The sequence below is a fragment of the Sinimarinibacterium arenosum genome (assembly GCF_005047655.1).
In the GTDB taxonomy this organism is placed as follows: Bacteria; Pseudomonadota; Gammaproteobacteria; order Nevskiales; family Nevskiaceae; genus Solimonas.
Genome location: NZ_SUKF01000001.1, coordinates 38,139 through 58,026 on the forward strand (window position 1 = coordinate 38,139; position 19,888 = coordinate 58,026).

Genomic DNA, 19,888 nt, shown 5'->3' on the forward strand with positions numbered 1-19,888 from the left:
TCCCCAATTTGAACGGGGATCATACACAGGCCGGCCGTGTGGCCATGCCCGGGAAACGCCTCAGTCGTGGGCGATCTGCGTGGTGGCCTGTCCGTTGTCCGTGGTGGCTGCTTTGCGGAACAGCAGCAGCAGCGGGATCGCTAGCAGCACGCCGATCATCATCGCCTTGAAGTCGGCGATCAGCGCCAGCATCGCCGATTGTTGCTGCACGTCGGTCATCAGCTGCGCCAGACCTGCGGCCGAGCCCAGACCGCCAGCGGCATTGGCGTATTCCGCCAGCGCCGGATTGAACGGATTCACGTGTTCGACCAGCTGCGCGTGGTTGTGCTGCAGCATGCGCGACTGATACGCGAATGCCAGGGCGATGCCGACGCTGCTTCCGACGTTGCGCAACAGGCTGAACAGCGCAGTGGCTTCGCCGCGGTGCTCCGCGTGCAGCGTCGCGAAGGTGATCGTGCTCAGCGGCACGAACACCAGACCCAGTCCGGCGCCCTGAACCACGCCGGCGAGCATCAATGTCGTGATTGGTACGTCCAGGCTGAACTCGGCCATCCAGTACAGCGAGTAGGCGGTCAGGATCAGGCCGGCCAACATCAGTGGCCGCGCGTCGATCCGACCGATGATTTTTCCAACCACATGCATTGCGATCATCGTGCCGACGCCGCGCGGCGCCAGTGCGAGGCCGGTGGTGGTGGCCGGCACGTTGCGCAGGTTCTGCAGGAACGGCGGCAACAGTGCCGAGGTGGCGAACAGCACCACGCCGACCACGGAAATCATCACCAGTCCGGCAGTGAAGTTGCGATCGGCGAACAGTACCGGAGAGACGAACGGCCGCGCCGTCGTCATCGAATGGGCGACGAACAGATACAGCGCCAGGATCGCGACAAAGGCCTCGGCGATGATTTCCGGCGAGCTGAACCAGTCCAGGGTTTCGCCGCGATCGAGCATCAGCTGCAGCGCGGCGATGGCGACGCTGAGTGCAACGAAGCCGCCGACATCCAGCGGCTTCGCCGTGCTCTCACGGTCCGGGGGCAGTGCCGCCATCAGACCCAGTACCGACAGGATGCCGATCGGCACGTTGATGTAGAACACCCAGCGCCAGTTGTAGTACTCGGTCAGCCAGCCGCCGAGCACCGGCCCGAGGATCGGACCGATCATCACGCCCATGCCCCAGAGTGCCATCGCCTGTCCGTGCTGCTGTGGCGGATAGCTGTCCAGCATCACCGCCTGCGACAGCGGCACCAGGCAGGCGCCGAACAGGCCCTGCAGAATGCGGAACGTGACCATTTCCGGCAGTGATGTCGCCATGCCGCACAGGATCGAGGCGATCGTGAAGCCGATTACGGCGATGATGAAAACCCGTTTGCGCCCGAAACGGTTGGCGAGATAGCCCGTCGGCGCGGTCGCGATCGCGCAGGCGACCATGTACGAAGTCAGCACCCAGGTAATCTGATCCGTCGCCGCCGACAATGCGCCGCGCATGTGCGGCAGCGCGACGTTGGCGATGGTGGTGTCCAGCACCTGCATCAAGGTCGCGGCCATCACAGCGACAGTGACGAGTCCGCGTTCTGCCGCCGTGGTGCTCAAGGTGCCGCAGCGCTCGTCGGTGTGATCACGGCTGAGTTGTTGACACGCGCCAGCACCGGAGGATGCGATTCGGTGTCGATGCGGATCTCCGAGCTCATGCCCGCACGCAGCGGCGGAGCATCGCCACGCTGCATGATGCGGATGCGCACCGGTACGCGTTGCACGACCTTGACCCAGTTGCCGGTCGCGTTCTGTGCCGGCAGCAGCGAGAACTCGGCACCGGTGGCCTGACCGATGCTGTCGACGATGCCGTCCCACTGCGTCGAGCGATAGGCATCGACTTCGATCGTCACCGCCTGGCCCGGGCGCACGTGTTCGAGCTGGGATTCCTTCAGATTGGCTTCAACCCAGAGATCCTGCGATGCGACCACGCTCATCAGCGGCAGCCCCGGCATCGCGTACTCGCCGAGTTCGGCAACCTTGCTGGCGATGCCGTCCAGCGGCGCGCGCACCTGCGTCCGTTCAAAGTCGAGTCTGGCCTTGTTGAGGCTCGCCATTGCGGCCTGGTAGCTCGGATGCTCCTCGGCGGCAATGTCCGGGTTGCCGCCGAGTTGCGCGCGCACTTCTGCGATCTCGTGCTGAACCTCGACGATGTGGCTCTGTGCCACCTGCAGACCGTGTTCGGCTTCATCCAGCGTCGAGCCGGAGACCACGCCCTTGGCATGCATCTCGCGCACGCGGCGATCGTGGCTCTGCTGATACGCCAAATCGGACTCGGCGGAACGCAGCGACGCTTCCTTCTGGGCGTAGCTGGCTTTCAGGGAATCGATCTGCAGCCGCGTTTGCGTCAGTGCCGCCTCGGCCTGCTGTACCGCGACCTCATACGGCGCCGGGTCGATCTGCAGCAGCACCTCGCCCCGGTGGACCGCCTGGTTCTCGCGCACGTTGACGCGAGTGACGGTGCCGGTGACCTCGGCGCTGACGTTGACCAGATTGGCTTTCAGGTAGGCGTCGTCGGTGGAAACGTAGCGTCCCCCGAACCAGTAGAGTGCGGCGGCGACAACGACCGCCACGACCGGAACGATCCCCAGCAGCCAGATGCGCAGGCTGCGGTTCGATCGGCGGTTGTGCAGTGTGGGGGTGTTGCTCATGGTTCGACTCAGCGGAATTCGGGACGGCGGACGCACATCAGGCGTCGCAGAGATTGGATTTGATTTGCGACAGCAGGGCTTCGAGCTGCTGGCGCTGCTGCGGGGTGATGCCGGCGAGCGCGCGTTCGCGGGTTTCGGTGCCCAGGCGGGTCAGTTCGGCAATCAGCGGCTCGGCCTTGGTGTCGAGATACACCCGCATCGCGCGGCGGTCCTGTTCATGTGCTTCACGCCGCACCCAGCCGGCCTTGACCAGGCGTTCCAGCAACTGCGTCACCGTCACCGGATGCACTTCCAGCCGCTCGGCCAGGGTGGTTTGCGTCATGCCCGGCTCGCGGTGCAGCTGCGCCAGCGCAGACCATTGCGCCTGGGTCAGTCCATGGGCCTGGGCGCGGCGACGGAAGTCCTGGCGGATCAGGCGTCCGGTTTCGAGGATCAGGCTGCTGATCGTCGGGTTGGCGAGGGTGGCATTCGACATAATGATTAGTGTACTAATCATTAGCGACCTAATCAATCGCGATGGCAAGGCCCCGCCTGTGGCGGGTGTGGCTAAGGCGTCAAGCGCTCAGATCGAAGCCGGAATCGTCCTTGACCGCTTCGAGCACCAGGCTCGACCGCACGTCCTTGACCCCCGGCAGGCCGATCAGGACTTTCATCGAGAACTCGGCGAAGGCCTGCAGGTCGGCGGTCCAGACGTGCAGCAGGAAGTCCAGGTCGCCGGTCATGACATAGCAGGCGCGCACCTCAGGCCGCGCTCGAATCGCGGCCTCGAAGGCCTGGGTGGCTGCGCTGGACTGCCGTTCGATGCTGACGCGGACGAAGGCCTGCACCTGCAGGCCCAGGGCGGCTGGCGACAGCACGGCGGCGTAGCGACGGATCACGCCGCTGTCCTCCAGCTTGCGGACGCGACGCTGGCAGGCAGTGGGTGACAGCGACACGCGTTCGGCCAGCTCAACCACCGGCAGGCGTCCTTCGCGCTGCAGTGTGTTCAAAATGCGCAGATCGGTGCGGTCCAGATCGGCGTGCATGATTTCACCCTAAAATTGGATGTTACTAGTGAATTAATTCAATTTTGTCACAATCTGTGGCGATTGTTGCATCAAATCGTTACCGCAGGCGCGATAAAGTGGGTCTCAAACATGGCAAGCCATTGGAGGAGACCATGTACGGCGCTCACACCTCTTCGGCGCTGCGCGGCGACTACCGTCGCGCCCGCGCCGATTTCACTGTCGAACAAGGCTGGCATCGCTACAGCGCAGCGGATCAGGTGCTGTGGAGGCGGCTGTATGAACGGCAATGCCGGCAGCTTGCCGACAGCGCCTGCGAGGCCTACATCGACGGGCTGGCGCGCGCAGGCAGCGCAACGCGTATCCCGGATCTGAAGGCGGTCAGCGACGCGCTGACCGCGGCGACCGGCTGGCGTCTGGTGGCCGTGCCCGGCTTCATCCCGGATGCGCAGTTCTTCGCACATCTGGCGGCGCGCCAGTTTCCGGTGACGGTCTGGCTGCGCAAGCCGGAGGAGATCGACTATCTGGTCGAGCCCGATATCTTTCATGACTTCTTCGGTCATGTGCCGATGCTGTTCGATCCGCACTTCGCCGACTTCGTGCAGCGCTATGGCGAACAGGGCCTGCACGCGATCACGCTGGATGCGCTGCCGCTGGTCGCACGTCTGTACTGGTATACCGTTGAGTTCGGCCTGATCGAAACGCCGAAGGGTCTACGCGCCTACGGTGCCGGCATCCTGTCGTCGGCGGGAGAAACCGCGTATGCACTCGACAGTGCGCAGGCGCTGCGCATCCGCTTTGACCTGCAACGCTGCATGCGCACGCGGTATCGCATCGACGCGTTTCAGAAGACCTACTTCGTGATCCAGTCCCTGGACCAGCTGATGGCCGCGATCGACCAGGATCTGGATCTGCTGCTGACGCAGCTCCGGAGCGCGCCGGAGCTGGATCCGGAGCATCTGGCGCCCGGTGATCGCATCGTTGCGCCGCGTCGTTCGGCAATGCCGATCCCGATGTCCAAGCCAGTACCGCCCCCGGCAGGAGTGGCCACGCCATGAATCAGAAGACCACAGTGTCCATCGTCAATCCCCTCGGAACCGATGGCTTCGAGTTCGTCGAATACACCGCACCCACCGCGGACGGTATTGCGCAACTGCATCGCCTGTTCGAGATGATGGGCTTCGTCGCGATCGCCCGGCACCGCAGCAAGGACGTCACCCTGTACCGGCAGGGGCAGATCAACTTTCTGGTCAATGGCACGCCGTACACGCACTTCGAACAGTTCGCACGGGCCCACGGGCCCAGCGCCTGTGCGATGGGTTGGCGCGTGGCCGACGCGGTGGCCGCGCACCGGCACGCAGTGGCGCAGGGTGCGGTTCCGTTCGATACGCGGCCCGGTCTGATGGAGCTGAATCTGCCGGCGGTCTATGGCATCGGCAGCAGCGTGCTGTACTTCGTTGACCGATATGCGGACCGGGGATCGATCTACGACATCGACTTCAATTACTTCGACGGCGTCGACCGCGCGCCGCAGGGCGTGGGTCTGCGCGAGGTCGATCATCTGACTCACAACGTCGAACGCGGGAACATGGATACCTGGTCCAGCTTCTACGAGCGCATCGGCAACTTCCGCGAGATCCGCTATTTCGACATCGAAGGCAAACTCACCGGCCTGGTGTCACGCGCGATGACCTCACCTTGCGGGCGCATTCGCATCCCGATCAACGAGAGTTCCGATGACAACAGTCAGATCGAGGAATTTCTGCGCCAGTATCGCGGCGAAGGCATCCAGCACATCGCCTTGTCGACCGACGACATCTACGCCACCGTCGACGCGCTGCGCCAGCGCGGCGTGCAGTTCATGGACACGCCGGACACCTACTACGACAAGGTCGATGCGCGCGTGCCCGGCCATGGCGAACCGCTGGCGCTGTTGCGCGAGCTACGCATCCTGATCGACGGCGCCCCAGTTGAAGGCATTCTGCTGCAGATTTTCACCAGCACCGTGATCGGTCCGATCTTTTTCGAGATCATTCAGCGCAAGGGCAACCAGGGTTTCGGTGAAGGCAATTTCAAGGCCCTGTTCGAGTCGATCGAGGACGATCAGATCAGGCGTGGTGTACTGAAGCCTGAAGCGGCCTGAATCTCCTTATCGTCTTGAGTCGGAGCGGCGCATGCATAAGTGGATCTATCGTCCGATTGTTGAAGGCATCACGTCGCGACAGGCCCACGCGGACCTGCCGCCGGGCACGGTCGAGCGTGAGCTTGGCAAGGAAGGCTTCTTCGGTCCGTCGACCCAGATGATTCACCCGCGGCCACCGACCGGCTGGACCGGCTGGGAAGGTCCATTGCGGCCACGGGCCTACGATCTGACCCGGATCGAAGCGAACGCGACGACGCCGTGGTCGGCCACTCCGCTGCTGCGCAACGCGCATCTGCAGCTGCGCTGGTGGCGCTGTGCACAATCGATGGACCGACTGGTGCGCAATGCCGACGGCGACGAGCTGCTGTTCGTGCACAGCGGCAGCGCCGAGCTGTACTGCGACTACGGGCATCTGAGCCTTGAGGCGGGCGACTATCTGGTGGTGCCGCGCGGCACGCTGTGGCGCCTGGAATGCGCGGCGCCGTTGCAGGTGCTGTTGATCGAGGCCACCGGATCCAGCTATCGATTGCCGGACAAGGGTCTGCTGGGTGAACAGGCGATCTTCGATCCGGCGCTGCTGGACTATCCACGCATCAACGATGCGTTCAAGGCACAGCAGCACGGCGTCATCGCGGAGCGAAGCTGGGCCGTCGATATCAAGCGTCGCGACGTGCTGTCGACGGTGACGTATCCGTACAACCCGCTGGATGCGCTGGGCTGGCACGGCAGCCTGATGCCGGTGCGGATCAACGTGCGCGACCTGCGTCCGTTGATGTCGCATCGCTATCATCTGCCGCCATCGGCGCACACGACCTTCGTTGCGGACCGCTTCGTTGTCTGCACCTTTGTGCCGCGCCCGTTCGAGACCGACGCCGGCGCGATCAAGGTGCCGTTCTTTCACAACAACGACGACTACGACGAAGTCATCTTCTATCACGCCGGCGACTTCTTCTCGCGCGACAACATCCATCCCGGCATGCTGACCTGGCATCCCTGCGGATTCACCCATGGCCCGCATCCCAAGGCGCTGCACAACATGCTGCAGCCGAACAAATCCGGGACTGATGAATACGCGGTGATGATCGACACGCGCGATGCGCTCGACGCCGCAGCGGAGGCGACGGCGGTCGAATGGAGCGATTACCATCGGTCCTGGACTGCTGAATAGAGTGTTGTCGACATGAAGCTGGCCAGCCTGAAGGACGGCAGCCGCGACGGCCGCCTCGTCGTGGTTTCGCGGGACCTGACGCGTTGCGTCGCGGTGCCGCAGATCGCGCGCACCCTGCAGTCGGCGCTGGATCGCTGGGCCGAGACCGCGCCACAGCTACGGATGATTTCGCAACGGCTCAATGACGGCGGCTATGCCGACGATGCCGATGCCTTTCATCCGATTGCCTGTCACTCGCCGTTGCCGCGTGCCTATCAATGGGCTGACGGTTCCGCGTACGTGAATCACGTCGAGCTGGTGCGCAAGGCGCGCGGTGCCGAGCTGCCGGAAAGTTTCTGGACCGATCCGCTGATGTACCAGGGCGGCAGCGACAGCTTTCTCGATCCGATGGGGCCGATCGAGGCGCTCAGCGAAGACTGGGGCATCGATCTGGAAGCCGAGATCGCGGTGATCACCGACGACGTGCCGGCCGGCGTCACGGTTGCCGCCGCAGCCGGGCATATTCAGCTGCTGATGCTGGTCAACGATGTTTCGCTGCGCAATCTGATTCCTGCAGAGCTGGCCAAGGGCTTCGGGTTTTTCCAGTCCAAGCCGTCGTCGGCGTTCTCGCCAGTGGCGATCACGCCGGACGAACTCGGCCCGGTCTGGAGCGACGGCAAGGTCCAGCTGCCGCTGCGCTCCAGCATCAACGATCGTCTGCTCGGGCAGCCGCATGCCGGCACCGACATGACCTTCGACTTTCCGACCCTGATTGCACATGCGGCGAAAACGCGGCCGCTGTGCGCCGGCAGCATCATTGGCTCCGGCACGGTGTCCAACCGCGGCGACGATGGCGGGCCCGGAACCTCCATCGAGGCGGGCGGCGCCGGGTACTCCTGCCTGGCGGAACTGCGCATGATCGAGACCCTCAAGCTCGGCAAGCCGAAGACCTCGTTTCTGCGCTTCGGCGATCAGGTGCGGATCGAGATGCTTGATCTCGACGGCAGCTCGATCTTCGGCGCGATCGAGCAGGTCGTCGCGCGCAGCAGACCGGAGGAGTCCTGAGCATGCTCAAGCTTTACAGCTACTGGCGCTCGTCGTGCAGCTATCGCGTGCGCATTGCACTGAACCTCAAGGGTCTGGGTTACGAGCTGATTCCGATTCATCTGGCCAAGGATGGCGGCGAGCAGCATGGCGCGGCGTATCGCGCGCTGAATCCGCAGGCGCGGGTGCCGTTGCTGGTCGACGGCGACTTCGTGCTGAACCAGTCGCAGGCCATTATCGAATACCTGGAGGTTCGGTATCCGCAACCGGCCTTGCTCAGTGGTGACGCGCGTCAGCAGGCACGCATCCGCGCGTTCTGCCAGACCATCACCGCCGACGTACAGCCGTTGCAGAATTCCGGCGTACTGAACTATCTGGAGCACACGCTGCAGCTCGATGCCGACGCGCGCACGCGCTGGCTGCAGCACTGGATCACGCGCGGGCTCGCCGCGCTGGAACAGGAAGTCCAAATGTTGCCGGCATCACCGTTCGTGTTCGGAGGGGTGCCGAGCTGGGCCGATTGCGTGCTGGTGCCGCAGGTGTACTCGGCACAACGTTTTGGCTGCGATGCATCCCGCTATCCGCGGCTTGCGCACATTGCGGCGCACTGCGAGACGCTGCCGGCGTTTCAGCGCGCGCATCCGGAGACCCAGCTGGACGCAGTTCCCGCTTAATCCCCTTGCGCAGGCGTCGGTCTGCGTGCGCGCAGGGCCTTCATTTCGTTGGCGTGCCGCAGACGCAGTTCCCGCCGCAGCTGCGCTTCTTCGTAGCGATGCTTCTCGATCTGCGTTTCCGGCACCAGCTCGGGCACCGCACGCGGCTGACCTTCGGCATCGACGGCGACGAAGGTCAGGTAGGCGGCCAGAATCTGGCGTCGATCGCCACCCCCGATTTTCTCGGCTTCAACCAGACAGCCGACTTCCATCGACGTGTTCCATGCGCGGTTGACCGAGACGTTGAAGATCAGCACGTCACCGCCCTTGGCCGGCGCGATGAAGTGCACCGCATCGACGCTGGCCGTGACGCAGACGCCGCCGGCGTGCCGATCCGCGGTGACCGCCGCAAAGCGATCCATCTGCGCCATGATCAAGCCGCCGAACACGGTGTTGTTCGAGTTCAGGTCGTTCGGAAACACCATGTAGACCTGTTCGCGTACTGCCGAATAGGCGACAGTGCGGGCGGGTGTCGTGGAAGCTTTCATCGGGGGTCGCGTCGTGCCAGAGAGGCACGATACTAGCGCGTCCGCTGTCAGCGATTCACGCGGTGCGCGGCAGACGCAGGCTCATCGTGGTGCCCTGGCCGAGCATCGACTCGGCGTGCAGGCTGCCGCCGTGCATCAGCGCAATGCGTCGCGCGACGGCCAGGCCCAGCCCCGATCCGGGGAACGCGTCGCTGGTGTGCAGGCGATGAAAGGGTTCGAAAATGCGTTCGATCTGATGCGCGTCGATGCCAATGCCCTGGTCGATGAAACGGATCAACCAGCACGCGTCCTCGGCGACGGCTTCGATCCGCAGCGTCGGCGCGTCGCCGGTCTGAAACTTGATGCCATTCTCGATCAGATTGCGAAACAGCAGCTCCAGCTGCTCGGCATCGCCGTTGACGGTGGGCAACGGTGTCGATTCGACTCGGGCGTTGCGCGCGTCCAGCATGCTGCGTGCATGAGTCAGCGCCTGTTGCAGCACGGCGTCGAGGGCCACGGGTTCGTTCTTCGCTGCGGCGCGTCCAAGACGTGCGAACTGCAGCAGGCTGGCGATCAGGTGATGCAACTGGCGTCCGCTATCAAGTACGCCCTGCAGCAGTTCCGCCGAGTCCGGTTCCAGACTCGCGCCGATGCGCTGCTGCAGCAGCTGGGTGAAGCCGACGATGCCGCGCAATGGTGTCTGCAGATCGTGCGAGGCGACGTAGGCGAAGCGTTCGAGTTCGTGATTGGCCTGCTGCAACTGGCGTTGCTGCGACTCCAGTTCCTTCACCAGCTTGAACGTGCGCAGCGCAGTCATCACCAGGATGTAGAAACGTTCAAACGTCAGCTCGGTCTTGGTGCGGTAATCGTCGATGTCATAACGCTCGACCACCTCCCGCGCCGGCGCCTGACCGGGCTGGCCGGTGCGCAGCACGATGCGCACCGCGCGGTTCATGAGTGTTTCGCGGATATAGGGCACCAGATCGAGGCCGGCCTGATCCGTCTCCATCACAACATCCAGCAGGATCAGCGCAATGTCGTCGCGTCCCTGCAGGATTGTGCGGGCTTCGGCCGCGGAGTGGGCACTGATGATATCGATGCGGCGACCGTCATAGCGGCAGGGTTCGACCGCCAGCCGCGTGACCGCATGCACCTCGGGATCGTCGTCCACCACCAGCACGTGCCAGCCGGGGCCAGAGCTGTCCGGTCCTTCCGGTCCATCTTCAATCAGCAGCAGGGGATCATGCATGCGGGCGATCTTACGCCGCGCGGCATTGCTGCCGCAGCAGCAGGTGGCGTCGGGCCAGAGACACGTTGCGGCAATACAATTCGATCAACTCGCGGTCCGGCTCGCCGAGCGGCATCTCCGCCGCCACATAGAACACCCATTCGCCGGAGACAGAATCCACTTGCCGACGCAGGAAATAGTCAGGACCGAACACCATTTCCGGCCCGGTCCGCGAGGCCTTGATGCGCTGCCACACGGGCGCCGGCAGGACCTTGGTCGCATCCTGTCCCGACAAGCCGGCGTAGCGGCCGGTGCCCGCGATCACCGCCAGCGTGCTGCCGCTGTCCTCGGCCGCCACGCCGGTTGCATGCAGCATCAGGGCATCGCGGCGCAGGAACAGCAGCGCAATCAGCTGCTCCAGCACGCCTTCGGCAAAGCGCTCCATCGAATCGACGTCGAACAGCGTTGCGGTGCTTTCGATGACTTTGCGCAGACCCCGGCGGTTGGCATCCAGCGCAGTCAGATCGCGATAGGTCGACATCGCGGTAAACACCGTCGTGTATAGCCGTTCGCGTGTCAGCTCGGTCTTGTGACGGTAGTCGTTGATGTCGTAGCGGGTGATGACCTCCAGCTCCGGCGCCTGCCCTGGCTGTCCAGTGCGCAGGATGATGCGTATAAACGGATTCTTCAGCTCGTTGCGCACGAACTCGACCACCTCGAGTCCGGCCTGATCAGATTCCATCACCACATCCAGGAGCACCAGCACGATCTCCGGATGCTCGCGCAACATGGTCTTGGCTTCGGCACCCGAGAATGCGTGAAGAAAGTGAAGCCGGCGATTCGCGAAGCGCATGCCTTCCAGCGCCAGGCCGGTGACAACGTGAATTTCTGCCTCGTCGTCAACCACCAGCACCGTCCAGGCATCGTCGTCCGCCGGTGGCGGTGCGGGAACTTCTTCGGCGAACTTCAGGGGCGCTTCGCTCATGGCTTGCTCTTCAGATGTGCCGGGAAACGGACGGTGAATCGGGTGCCGGCACCGATCTCACTTGCGGCCTCGATGGTGCCGCCAAGAATCTGCTGAACCAGGTTGTAAACGATATGCAGGCCGAGCCCGCTGCCACCGGAGCCGCGCTTGGTGGTGAAGAATGGGTCGTAGATGCGCTTGAGGTCCTGTGGCGGGATGCCACTGCCGTTGTCGCTGTAGTGCAACTCGATCCAGTCACCGCTGCGCTGGGCGCTGATGCGCAGTTCGCCACTGTGTCCGTCGGGAAATGCGTGCAGCAAGGAGTTGCTGACGAAGTTCGTCAGCACCTGCGCCAGTGCGCCTGGATAGCTGTCGACTTCCAGATCCGGCGGGCACTCGACCACGATGCGGTGACCGGTTTTCTTGGTGCGCGGGGCCAGACTCAGCAGCACTTCGTCGATGTAGTTGCGCAGGTCAAAGCGGCGACGTTCGCCGCTGGACTGGTCGACTGCAACCTGCTTGAAGCTCTGGATCAGATCTGCAGCGCGCTGCAGATTACGCAGGATGATGTTGGACGATTCGCGTGCGACTTCGACGAAGCGCTCCAGGTCCGAACGCCGCAGAGTATCGGTCTTGTACGCCTGCTCAAGATCGCGCGCACGGTCCTGCAGCGTCGATGCCGCGGTCACGCCTACGCCCACCGGTGTGTTGATTTCGTGCGCAACACCAGCGACCAGTCCACCCAGCGAAGCCAGGCGTTCGCTCTGCACCAGTTGTGCCTGTGTCTGCTGCAGGCGATCCAGCGCTTCAAGCAGATCCTGGTTGGCGGCGGTCTTTTCGCTGACCTGCTGGCTCAGGGCGTCACGCGCGGTTTCGATATCGCGGTCACGGATCGCGATCTGATCCAGCATCGAATTGAAGTCGTCAACCAGGCGGCCGACTTCATCCGAGCCCAGTCGACGTGCCCGCAGAGTGTAATCACCGGATTCCGAAATGCGGCGCGCCACGCCGGCCAGATCGAGGATGGGGCCTGCCAGCGCCGGCTGCATCAGCCAGGCGATGCCCAGACTGACCGCAAAGCTTGCGGCCAGAATCGCGACGGTGATGCCGACTTGCACCATCAGCGTATGCGTCAGCGGCTGCAGATTGACCTGCACCTGCAACCAGCCAATGCGATCGCCGTTCTGTTCGACTTCGCGCACCAGACTCAGGCCGCGCAGGTGCTCATGGATGCCGACCTTGGCTGCGGTTGCCGGGCAGGGGCTGACGCCGTTCTGTAGATACTGCGCGAACAGTGCCGATGCATCGCCGTCCTCGGTGTAAAGGCATGCGCTGTCGACCTCCGGCTTGGAGCGCAGTGCGGACAGCAGCTCCCGCGCCGCCACGACGTCGCCGAACACCAGCGCTGCGGCCGTGCTGTCCGCGCTGATCTGGGCAACCGATTGCACGTCGCGGATCGCGGTGCTACGTGCCGAGTTCCACGCATAACTGATCAGGGCAACGCCGGACAGAATCAGACCAACGCTGCTGGACAGTGCCATCAGCAGGGTCAGTTTTCTGCGAATCGGCTGATTGGAAAACTGCCGCAGAAAGCGGTTACGCGTGAACACTACAGATTCACCAACTGGGCCAGACTGAGCAGCTTGGAGCTGAGCTGAAGCTGCTCGCGGCTGGCAGCGCCGGTGTTGACCTCGAAGCGGATCCGGCGTTCGTCCAGATACAGCCGGACCACCCCGCCGGGCTGCGCGGTTGCCGCACTATGCACCGTCAGAACATGGTGTCCGCTGGCCGCGGTCAGCATCTCCTTCAACGAAGTGTCCTCGCCGATATAGGCGATCTGGCAGCGCGCGAGTTCGCTGGCGCTGGCGGGGATATGCATCGTCAGTGCATGCGCACCGACGCTCTTGCCCTGGATCGTGTCCCGCACGGTGGACGCAAAGTCGGGTTCGCCGGCGACGCAGATCGTGATCGGGCTGCTTGGGTCCGGGACTTTGTCCTGCGGCCAGTTGACGAAGCGTGCGAGATTGAACAGGAACGCCGCACGGACCTGGAGCTCCGGCGCCTCCGCCGACTGCACACGCACCGGTGCCAGCGCGCAGGCGATCGTGACAACCAGTGTCGCGATGAGAGCGCGGTATGCGATCACGGCAGCGTCCAGTCGAGCGTCAGCATCAGATCGCGTTCAAGCTCCGAGCGATTCGGTGCGTTGCCGAATTCCGCGTGCTGGTCCGACAGCAGATTGTCGCCGACCAGCCCCAGTTCCAGATTCGGGCGCAGACGCCATGCGGTGCGCAGCGACAGCTCGGTATACGCAGGAACGTCGTAGGCATCGAGTTGCCCGACATAGCGCAGGAAGCTGTTCACGGTCCAGTCCGGATGCGGGTCCCAGCTCAGGCGCAGTCCTGCCTGATGTTGCGGGCTGGTGCCTTCCCATTGCGCCGCAGTCTGGGCGTCGGTGCCGCCGTGATAGGGATCAACATTCAGGTTCAGATTGGAATACGAAGCCTGTATGCGGACGTCCTCCGCGACCTGCCAGTTCAGGCTCAGCTCTCCGCCGAAGCTCTTGCCCTCAAGCAGGTTGGCGTAGCGCCCGACCGGCGTATCGCGTTCGGTGCTCTTGAGTCGGCTGTAGCGGTTGGCGAACAGCGCCAGATCCATCGACACCGCTTGACTCACGGTCCAGCGCAGGCCGCCGTCCAGCGCTAGCAGCTGTTCAGCATCCAGATTGGGATTGCCGACCCGGATCAGCCCCGGCCCGCAGATACCCGGAATGCCGTCGGGCGGTGGGCAATACAGGGCGACGTCAGAGTCGAGACGATTCGGCGTGCGCACGGCACGCGCCAGCGAACTCCAGACAAACACGTCCGCAGCGGCGTGCCAGCCCAGACGCAGGTTCGGTTGATACTCGAACCCGGTGAAATCGTTGTGCTCGAACTTGCTGCCGAGGGTCAGCACCGTCGTGGGTGACAGCGTGATCTGATCCTGTATGAACGCGCTGTAGGTCCGCAGCGTGCGATCTGATGGGTCCCAGACCACGGCATAGTCGGGCGCGGCGCCGGTCTGGTCGGACGAGGTCCGGAAGCCGGCGCCGTACAGCAGGTACTGGCTCGACGTCAGCGCACGACCCTGCTGCATTTCCAGGCTAAGCGTGTCGCGGGTTTCAGCGTAGGTCGTCGGCTGGCGCCGTTCGCTGTGGTCGTAATACATCTGCGCGGAGGTCTGCACGCCGTGACTGCCGCTGTGCGTCCAGTGTGCGCCCAGGTTGCCGCCGTTGACGTCGAGGCCGACTGCAGCCGCGCTGGCGGCGCCGTTGGCGCGAAACTCGCCGCCATAGTAGTCGCCGGAAATCGTCAACTGATCCTGCGTGCTGACATTCCAGTCGCTGCGAAAGCCGAACTGCTGGTGACGTCCGCCGTCCTCGACTTCGGTGTTGTCGGCGCGACGGCTGCGATCGATCTCCTTGGCGATGCCGTACAGGCGCAGCCAGGCCTGATCGCCGAGCCGGGTGCCGCTGCGTACGCCAACCGCACCACGCTGTTCCAGACCGCCCGAAGCGATGATCCGGGTGTCCTGCGTCTGTTCGGAGGACCGGGTGACGATGTTGATCACGCCGTTGACCGCATTGGCGCCCCACAGCGCCGCACCGGGTCCGCGAATCACTTCAATGCGATCAATGTCCGGCAGAAACGTGTCGAGGCTGTCCCAGAACACGCCCGAGAACAGCGGCGTATACACGCTGCGGCCGTCGAGCAGGATTTCCAGCTTGTCCGCCGAGCTGCTGTTGAAGCCGCGTGCGCTGACCGCATAGCCCTGTGCGCTGGTCCGGGCGACATCCAGGCCGGGCACCATGCGCAGCGCCTCGGCGATGCTGCGGACACCGGAACGACGGATTTCTTCACCGGTGAGCACCGTGATCGCGGCCGCCGCGTCGGACAGGGGTTCGGCGCGTTTGGAGACCGACGTGACTTCGATGTTGAGCAGATCTTCCAGCGACAGCTGGGTCAGGTCGCCCGATGCTGCGGTCTGCAGCGGAAGCGCGTCCGCAGAGGCGACGCCGGGCGCCGCGATCATGGCCGCCGCGAGGGCCGCGAACGTCCCTCGCGAAAAGGCCGACGGCCAATGGCCAAGAGGCATGTCGAACACGGACCACTCCGGTGGGAAAGCGTTATGTCCACTCTAACAGCCTGTCTGCACAGCACATTAGATAAATCATCGCGGCGGGCTCCGCTTGTCGATCAGATGCCACCGACTGGCCCTGTGACGGGATTGGGGGTCCGTGCCGGTGCCTGCAGGCGCTCGCTTGGCACCGCTCTGATGGGGTGCCGACAACGGAGCCTGCGGAGGGTGTTGAGCCGAGCCGGCTGCAGCCGGGACGTCGGCGCCAACGCATGCCTCCACGCTGGAATGAGCGGCATCAGCGCCGCCGCTTTGCCGCACCGGCCATACCAACGGTTGGGGTGGGGGCTGGGTCGCGCGCCTAGCCTTGCTGCAATGCGCTGTAGCGGGGGCGCTGAACGCGAGAGGAGAACAAGACGTGAATACTTATCTGTCAGAGCCTGTCAGGAATCAGGCGGAAACCGATTTTCGGGAGCTTGTCCGCACGCCGCGCCTTGCGTGGCCGACCGCGATCCTGTTTGTCGTGTGCATGTTGGCGATCGGCACTGTGAGCTATCTGGGTCTGACCGGAGCGCTCCCCCTGTGGGCCTGCACGATCCTGAATGGACTGTCGACCTATTTCCTGTTCAGTGTCGTCCACGACGCGTCGCATGGAGCGATTTCACGGAACAAAGCTCTCAATGATGCCTTCGGGCATATCGGAATGATCTTCTTTGGTCCGCTGGCGCCCTTCAATCTGGCGCGCTGGATTCACATGCAGCATCACCGCTTCACCAATGATCCGGTCAAGGATCCGGATGGGTTCGGGCACAAGCTCGACTTCCTGACGCCGCTGCGATGGATCAGCTTTGACTACTTCTACACGATGTTCTTCCTGCGCCAGGCAGGTCCCATGCGGAAGAAGTTCATGGGCCGACTGGTGCTGCAGATCTGCCTTGTGGTGACCGCGATCGCCGTGTGCACGTACTTCGGATACGGCCTTGAAATGCTGATGCTGTGGTTGCTGCCGACCCGGATCAGTTCGGCATTGTTTGTGGCGGTGTTCATCTGCATGCCGCATGCGCCCTTTTCCAAGACTTCGCAGGAAGATGAGTACCAGGCGTCCAATATCCGCGCCGGCTGGGAATGGCTGCTGACCCCGCTGATGACCTACCAGAACTATCACCTGGTGCATCACCTGTATCCCACCGCGCCGTTCTATCGGATGCTGAAGATCTGGAACGCCCGCCTGGATGAACATCTGAGCCGGAATCCGTACTTCGTGCGAACGTTTTCGATCGGGCGCCCCGTGAGCCGATAGACCGACGCCAGCCGGAGGCGACTCGATGAAAAAATGGCAATGCCGGTTTTGCTCACACATCTACGACGAGGCTGAGGGCATGCCCGAGCAGGGGATCAAGCCGGGCACGCCGCTTGCGCAGTTGCCTGATGACTGGATCTGCCCTGAATGTGGGGCGACCAAGGAAGACTATTTCGAGATCTGAGCGCGCATGGATTTCTGACTGATCGAACGTGTGACAGTGGCGCGATCACGGCGCTCGCGCTGGGTCGAATCGGCCTGCTCCGGGGTCCGGAAATCGGACCATGGCTGCACTGATGCGCTCGAAGCGGTTGAGACGGGAACTGACGTAGACTCTCGGCGAGCGAGTGTCACGGCCAGACCAATGTGCGCAGTCCAACGTGGGCGGTTCGAGCCGCCCAATTTTTCGTTTCCATTGGTGCAGACGCCTGCGCTCACGGCATTGACGGCGGCCGAGCTGCTGCCGGCGAAAGTCATCGTCGTCACCGCACCGACGGGTTACGGCAAGACCGTTCTGCAGACCGCGCTGTTTCGTCATGTGCGTTCGGGGAGCGGGCGCGCGATCTGGGTGGGACTGGACGAAAGAGACCAGAGCACCGAACGTGTGCTCAGCATTCTTGAGCAGGCCCTGCTGGAAGAGCAGGATGCCCTGAATCCCGCTGCCGCTGTGCATCAGAGCGACGAAGCGGTGGAGGCGCGGATTGAGGCATTGCTCGACACGATCGCCGAGTTGAAGGGGCCAACGGTTCTTTTCATCGATAACCTCAGCTACTGCGAAGACGACACCTTGCGGACCCTGCTCGACGCTCTGGCGTTGCGCACGGCGGACACCCTGTACCTGGTCTTTGCCGGCGGGCGTGAGCCGCCGATGAACGTGGCGCGACTGAAACTGCAAGGCCAGCTGCGGACGATCACGTTCTCCGATCTGTCGCTGCATCTGGCCGAGACCCGCAGCCTGCTCGGCGACGACTTGTGTGAGCGCCTCGGGGATGACGGTGTGAACGCCGTGCTGCGGCAGAGCGAGGGCTGGCCGGCGGCGGTGCGTCTGATGCAGATTGTCCTGAGTGCATCCACCGATCCGATCGAAGCGCTGAAGACATTCTCCGGATCGGATGTCGATCTCGCCGAGATGCTCAATCGTCAGGTCCTGGCCGATTTTCCTGAGACGATTCGACGGTTCCTGCTGGAAACGGCGCATCTGCGCACCTTCTGCGTCGCGCTGTGCCGGCAGGTTACCGGAGACGAAAGCGCGGTAGATCACGTCACCTATCTGCTGCGGCACAACGTGTTTGTCATTCCACTGGACCGCAATCGTTCGTGGTACCGACTGCATGGCCTGTTCCGGGAATTTCTGGTCGCCGAGGCCCAGCGCACACTGACCCCGCAGCGCCTGCACGAAGTGCAGGTCCGCGCGGCGGAATGGTGTGAACAGGCAGGGTATTGGTCCGATGCCATCGACTATGCGCTGGCGGCCCCCGCGCCGGATGTCGCAGCAGACATCCTTGAACGCGTCGCGCCGAGATTCGTCAGAGATCGCGGCGATTTGCATCGCTTTATCGCCTGGGTGGAGCGGCTGCGCGCTGCAGGAGCCACCGTCCATCGCGAGACCGAGTTCTGGTACGTGTGGGCGCTGGTGTTCCATCGCCGATACGCGTTCGCGCGTCAGCAGCTTGAGCCGCTGGCGGCGCGGATCGCCACCGAAGCTGCGAACCACGCCGATGCACGCAGCGCCGAAATGCTGCGGCGCCTGGAGATCATTCGAGTCACCGTCGATATCTATGTCGATCGCCTGGAGGAAGCTGAAATCCTCGGCCGACACTGGCTCGCCTCGCGCGGAAATGACGATCCTTTCGATGTGGCGACGGTTGCCTCCGCCTGTGGCACGAGCCGGACCGCTGCGTTCGACATCGCGGGAGCGCGCGAGTTTTTTGCGATTGCGCAGCAGAGCATTGCACAAGCCCAGAGTGACTATGGCGAGAGCTGGGTGGGCACCTTGTCGGCGGCGAATTCCATTCTGGAAGGTGACTTTGCGCTGGCCTACGAGCGCCTCGAGCGCACGCTGGAGCGTGTACGTCAGGATCTGGGCGACAGTGCCGGCATGACGGGAACCGTCGCTTTTGTCGCCGCGCGATGTGCGGTCGAAGTTGGCGAAGATGCCAAGGCGCGTGAGTGGCTCGAACTCGGGATGCGGTGGGCGCAGAACTACGGCGTGGTCGACACCGTTGTGCACGGGCTCGACGCAGCGCTCAAGCTGTGGGCCTCGACGCTCGGGTATGCCGTTTCAATCACGCAGATGCGCGAGATCGTTGACAGCTACCCACCCAGGGCGGGGTTCGTGTTTTCGTGCCTGCTGACCCAGAGACTGGTGCGCCTGGGGCGCGTCGATGATGCGTTGCTTGAGTTCAGCAAGATTGCAGGCCCTGGGCCCGATGACGAGCCGCCGCTCTCACGTGTGCCCATGGCGCGCTTTGCCCTCGTGCAAACACGCATCGAGCTGGATATCGCCACGGGGCACCTGCGTCAGGCCGAGGCCCGCATCGCGGAGGAGACCAAGCTTGCGCGTACTGATGGACGTTGGGGTCATCTGGTCGATCTCGCGCTCGCGGAGATGGCCGTCAGTCTGTGCAGCCAGAACCACGCAGCTGCGGCACGGCATCTGACCCGTGCGATTACCTGTGCGGCCAAGCGCCGATATATCCGTCCGTTTCGTGATCGAACCGAATTGATTGCGGGGTTGGTCAACCAGACCAAACCGCAGAGCTGGGGCTTTGCACTGGACGAAGAGCGCGCGTTCTTTCGGGAAGTCTGCCGGATGCTGCCGATCGCCAACAGTCATCTGCTCGAGCAGTTGGAGCGTCTGGATGTGGAGGCACAGTTGCTGGAGACGCCGACGCCGCGCGAACTGGAGCTGTTGTCGCTGATTGAAGCGGGATTGTCGAATCAGCAGTTGGCTGATCGTTTGTCTGTGTCGGTGGCGACGGTGAAATGGCACTTGTACAACCTGTACGCCAAGCTCGGTGTGTCGAGTCGCGCCGCGGCGCTGGCCAAGGGACGCGCGCTGAATCTGCTTTCGCGCTGATTCAA

The 19,888-nt window shown here is 63.6% G+C and carries 18 protein-coding genes; 8 read left to right on the forward strand and 10 right to left on the reverse strand.

The window, feature by feature from the left end:
* Positions 1-60: 60 nt before the first annotated feature.
* Genes E4T66_RS00175 through E4T66_RS00190 form a run of 4 tightly spaced genes read right to left on the reverse strand, consistent with a single transcriptional unit; the run spans position 61 to position 3,703 of the window.
* A complete protein-coding gene (locus E4T66_RS00175; RefSeq protein WP_282706982.1) occupies positions 61-1,545 on the reverse strand; it encodes a DHA2 family efflux MFS transporter permease subunit in 1,485 nt (494 codons plus the stop codon).
* Positions 1,546-1,583: 38 nt separating this feature from the next.
* Positions 1,584-2,678: an HlyD family secretion protein gene (locus E4T66_RS00180; protein WP_136846905.1), complete on the reverse strand. Its 1,095-nt coding sequence runs from the start codon at positions 2,676-2,678 to the stop codon at positions 1,584-1,586.
* Between the two features lie 37 nt (positions 2,679-2,715).
* Complete coding sequence (locus E4T66_RS00185; RefSeq protein WP_136846906.1) at positions 2,716-3,174, reverse strand: MarR family winged helix-turn-helix transcriptional regulator; 459 nt, start codon at positions 3,172-3,174, stop codon at positions 2,716-2,718.
* Between the two features lie 58 nt (positions 3,175-3,232).
* Positions 3,233-3,703: an Lrp/AsnC family transcriptional regulator gene (locus tag E4T66_RS00190; RefSeq protein WP_136846907.1), complete on the reverse strand. Its 471-nt coding sequence runs from the start codon at positions 3,701-3,703 to the stop codon at positions 3,233-3,235.
* A gap of 134 nt (positions 3,704-3,837) precedes the next feature.
* Here E4T66_RS00190 and phhA point away from each other — a divergent pair, with 134 nt between their 5' ends.
* Genes phhA through maiA form a run of 5 tightly spaced genes read left to right on the forward strand, consistent with a single transcriptional unit; the run spans position 3,838 to position 8,690 of the window.
* Positions 3,838-4,740 (forward strand): phenylalanine 4-monooxygenase, encoded by a 903-nt coding sequence (gene phhA / locus E4T66_RS00195; RefSeq protein ID WP_136846908.1) that lies wholly within the window; start codon positions 3,838-3,840, stop codon positions 4,738-4,740.
* Positions 4,737-5,825, forward strand: a complete 1,089-nt coding sequence (hppD, locus tag E4T66_RS00200) for a 4-hydroxyphenylpyruvate dioxygenase (protein ID WP_136846909.1) — start codon at positions 4,737-4,739, stop codon at positions 5,823-5,825. Before phhA ends, hppD begins: the two co-directional genes overlap by 4 nt.
* 31 nt (positions 5,826-5,856) lie before the next feature.
* Positions 5,857-6,993 carry a homogentisate 1,2-dioxygenase gene (locus E4T66_RS00205; protein ID WP_136846910.1) on the forward strand — a complete coding sequence of 379 codons (1,137 nt, stop codon included), beginning with the start codon at positions 5,857-5,859 and terminating at the stop codon, positions 6,991-6,993.
* 12 nt (positions 6,994-7,005) lie between these two features.
* A complete protein-coding gene (locus E4T66_RS00210) occupies positions 7,006-8,037 on the forward strand; it encodes a fumarylacetoacetate hydrolase family protein (RefSeq protein ID WP_136846911.1) in 1,032 nt (343 codons plus the stop codon).
* A gap of 2 nt (positions 8,038-8,039) precedes the next feature.
* Positions 8,040-8,690 (forward strand): maleylacetoacetate isomerase, encoded by a 651-nt coding sequence (maiA, locus tag E4T66_RS00215; protein WP_136846912.1) that lies wholly within the window; start codon positions 8,040-8,042, stop codon positions 8,688-8,690.
* Here the strand turns inward: maiA and E4T66_RS00220 are convergent.
* The 6 genes from E4T66_RS00220 to E4T66_RS00245 are packed head-to-tail and all read right to left on the reverse strand — an operon-like array spanning position 8,687 to position 15,522.
* Positions 8,687-9,217, reverse strand: coding sequence for an acyl-CoA thioesterase (locus E4T66_RS00220; protein WP_136846913.1), 531 nt, complete (start codon positions 9,215-9,217; stop codon positions 8,687-8,689). The two genes, maiA and E4T66_RS00220, sit on opposite strands and share 4 nt — an antisense overlap.
* A gap of 55 nt (positions 9,218-9,272) precedes the next feature.
* Positions 9,273-10,445 carry a sensor histidine kinase gene (locus E4T66_RS00225; RefSeq protein WP_136846914.1) on the reverse strand — a complete coding sequence of 391 codons (1,173 nt, stop codon included), beginning with the start codon at positions 10,443-10,445 and terminating at the stop codon, positions 9,273-9,275.
* A gap of 10 nt (positions 10,446-10,455) precedes the next feature.
* The gene (locus tag E4T66_RS00230) at positions 10,456-11,409 is read right to left on the reverse strand and encodes a DUF3369 domain-containing protein (protein ID WP_136846915.1); all 954 of its coding nucleotides are present in this window, start codon (positions 11,407-11,409) and stop codon (positions 10,456-10,458) included.
* Entirely contained in the window at positions 11,406-12,998 is a 1,593-nt protein-coding gene (locus tag E4T66_RS00235; RefSeq protein WP_136846916.1) for an ATP-binding protein, read from the reverse strand. The genes E4T66_RS00230 and E4T66_RS00235 overlap by 4 nt, the downstream gene beginning before the upstream one ends.
* A complete protein-coding gene (locus E4T66_RS00240) occupies positions 12,998-13,534 on the reverse strand; it encodes a YfiR family protein (protein ID WP_169577408.1) in 537 nt (178 codons plus the stop codon). Before E4T66_RS00240 ends, E4T66_RS00235 begins: the two co-directional genes overlap by 1 nt.
* Positions 13,531-15,522, reverse strand: coding sequence for a TOL_0244 family TonB-dependent receptor (locus E4T66_RS00245; RefSeq protein ID WP_248679384.1), 1,992 nt, complete (start codon positions 15,520-15,522; stop codon positions 13,531-13,533). The genes E4T66_RS00240 and E4T66_RS00245 overlap by 4 nt, the downstream gene beginning before the upstream one ends.
* A gap of 400 nt (positions 15,523-15,922) precedes the next feature.
* On the opposite strand from E4T66_RS00245, the gene E4T66_RS00250 reads away from it, so the two are divergent.
* From E4T66_RS00250 to E4T66_RS00260, 3 genes are all read left to right on the forward strand, one after another.
* Positions 15,923-16,804 (forward strand): fatty acid desaturase, encoded by an 882-nt coding sequence (locus E4T66_RS00250; RefSeq protein WP_211242691.1) that lies wholly within the window; start codon positions 15,923-15,925, stop codon positions 16,802-16,804.
* A gap of 25 nt (positions 16,805-16,829) precedes the next feature.
* Complete coding sequence (locus E4T66_RS00255) at positions 16,830-16,988, forward strand: rubredoxin (protein ID WP_136846919.1); 159 nt, start codon at positions 16,830-16,832, stop codon at positions 16,986-16,988.
* A gap of 180 nt (positions 16,989-17,168) precedes the next feature.
* Positions 17,169-19,883, forward strand: a complete 2,715-nt coding sequence (locus E4T66_RS00260) for a LuxR C-terminal-related transcriptional regulator (protein ID WP_136846920.1) — start codon at positions 17,169-17,171, stop codon at positions 19,881-19,883.
* Positions 19,884-19,888: the final 5 nt, after the last annotated feature.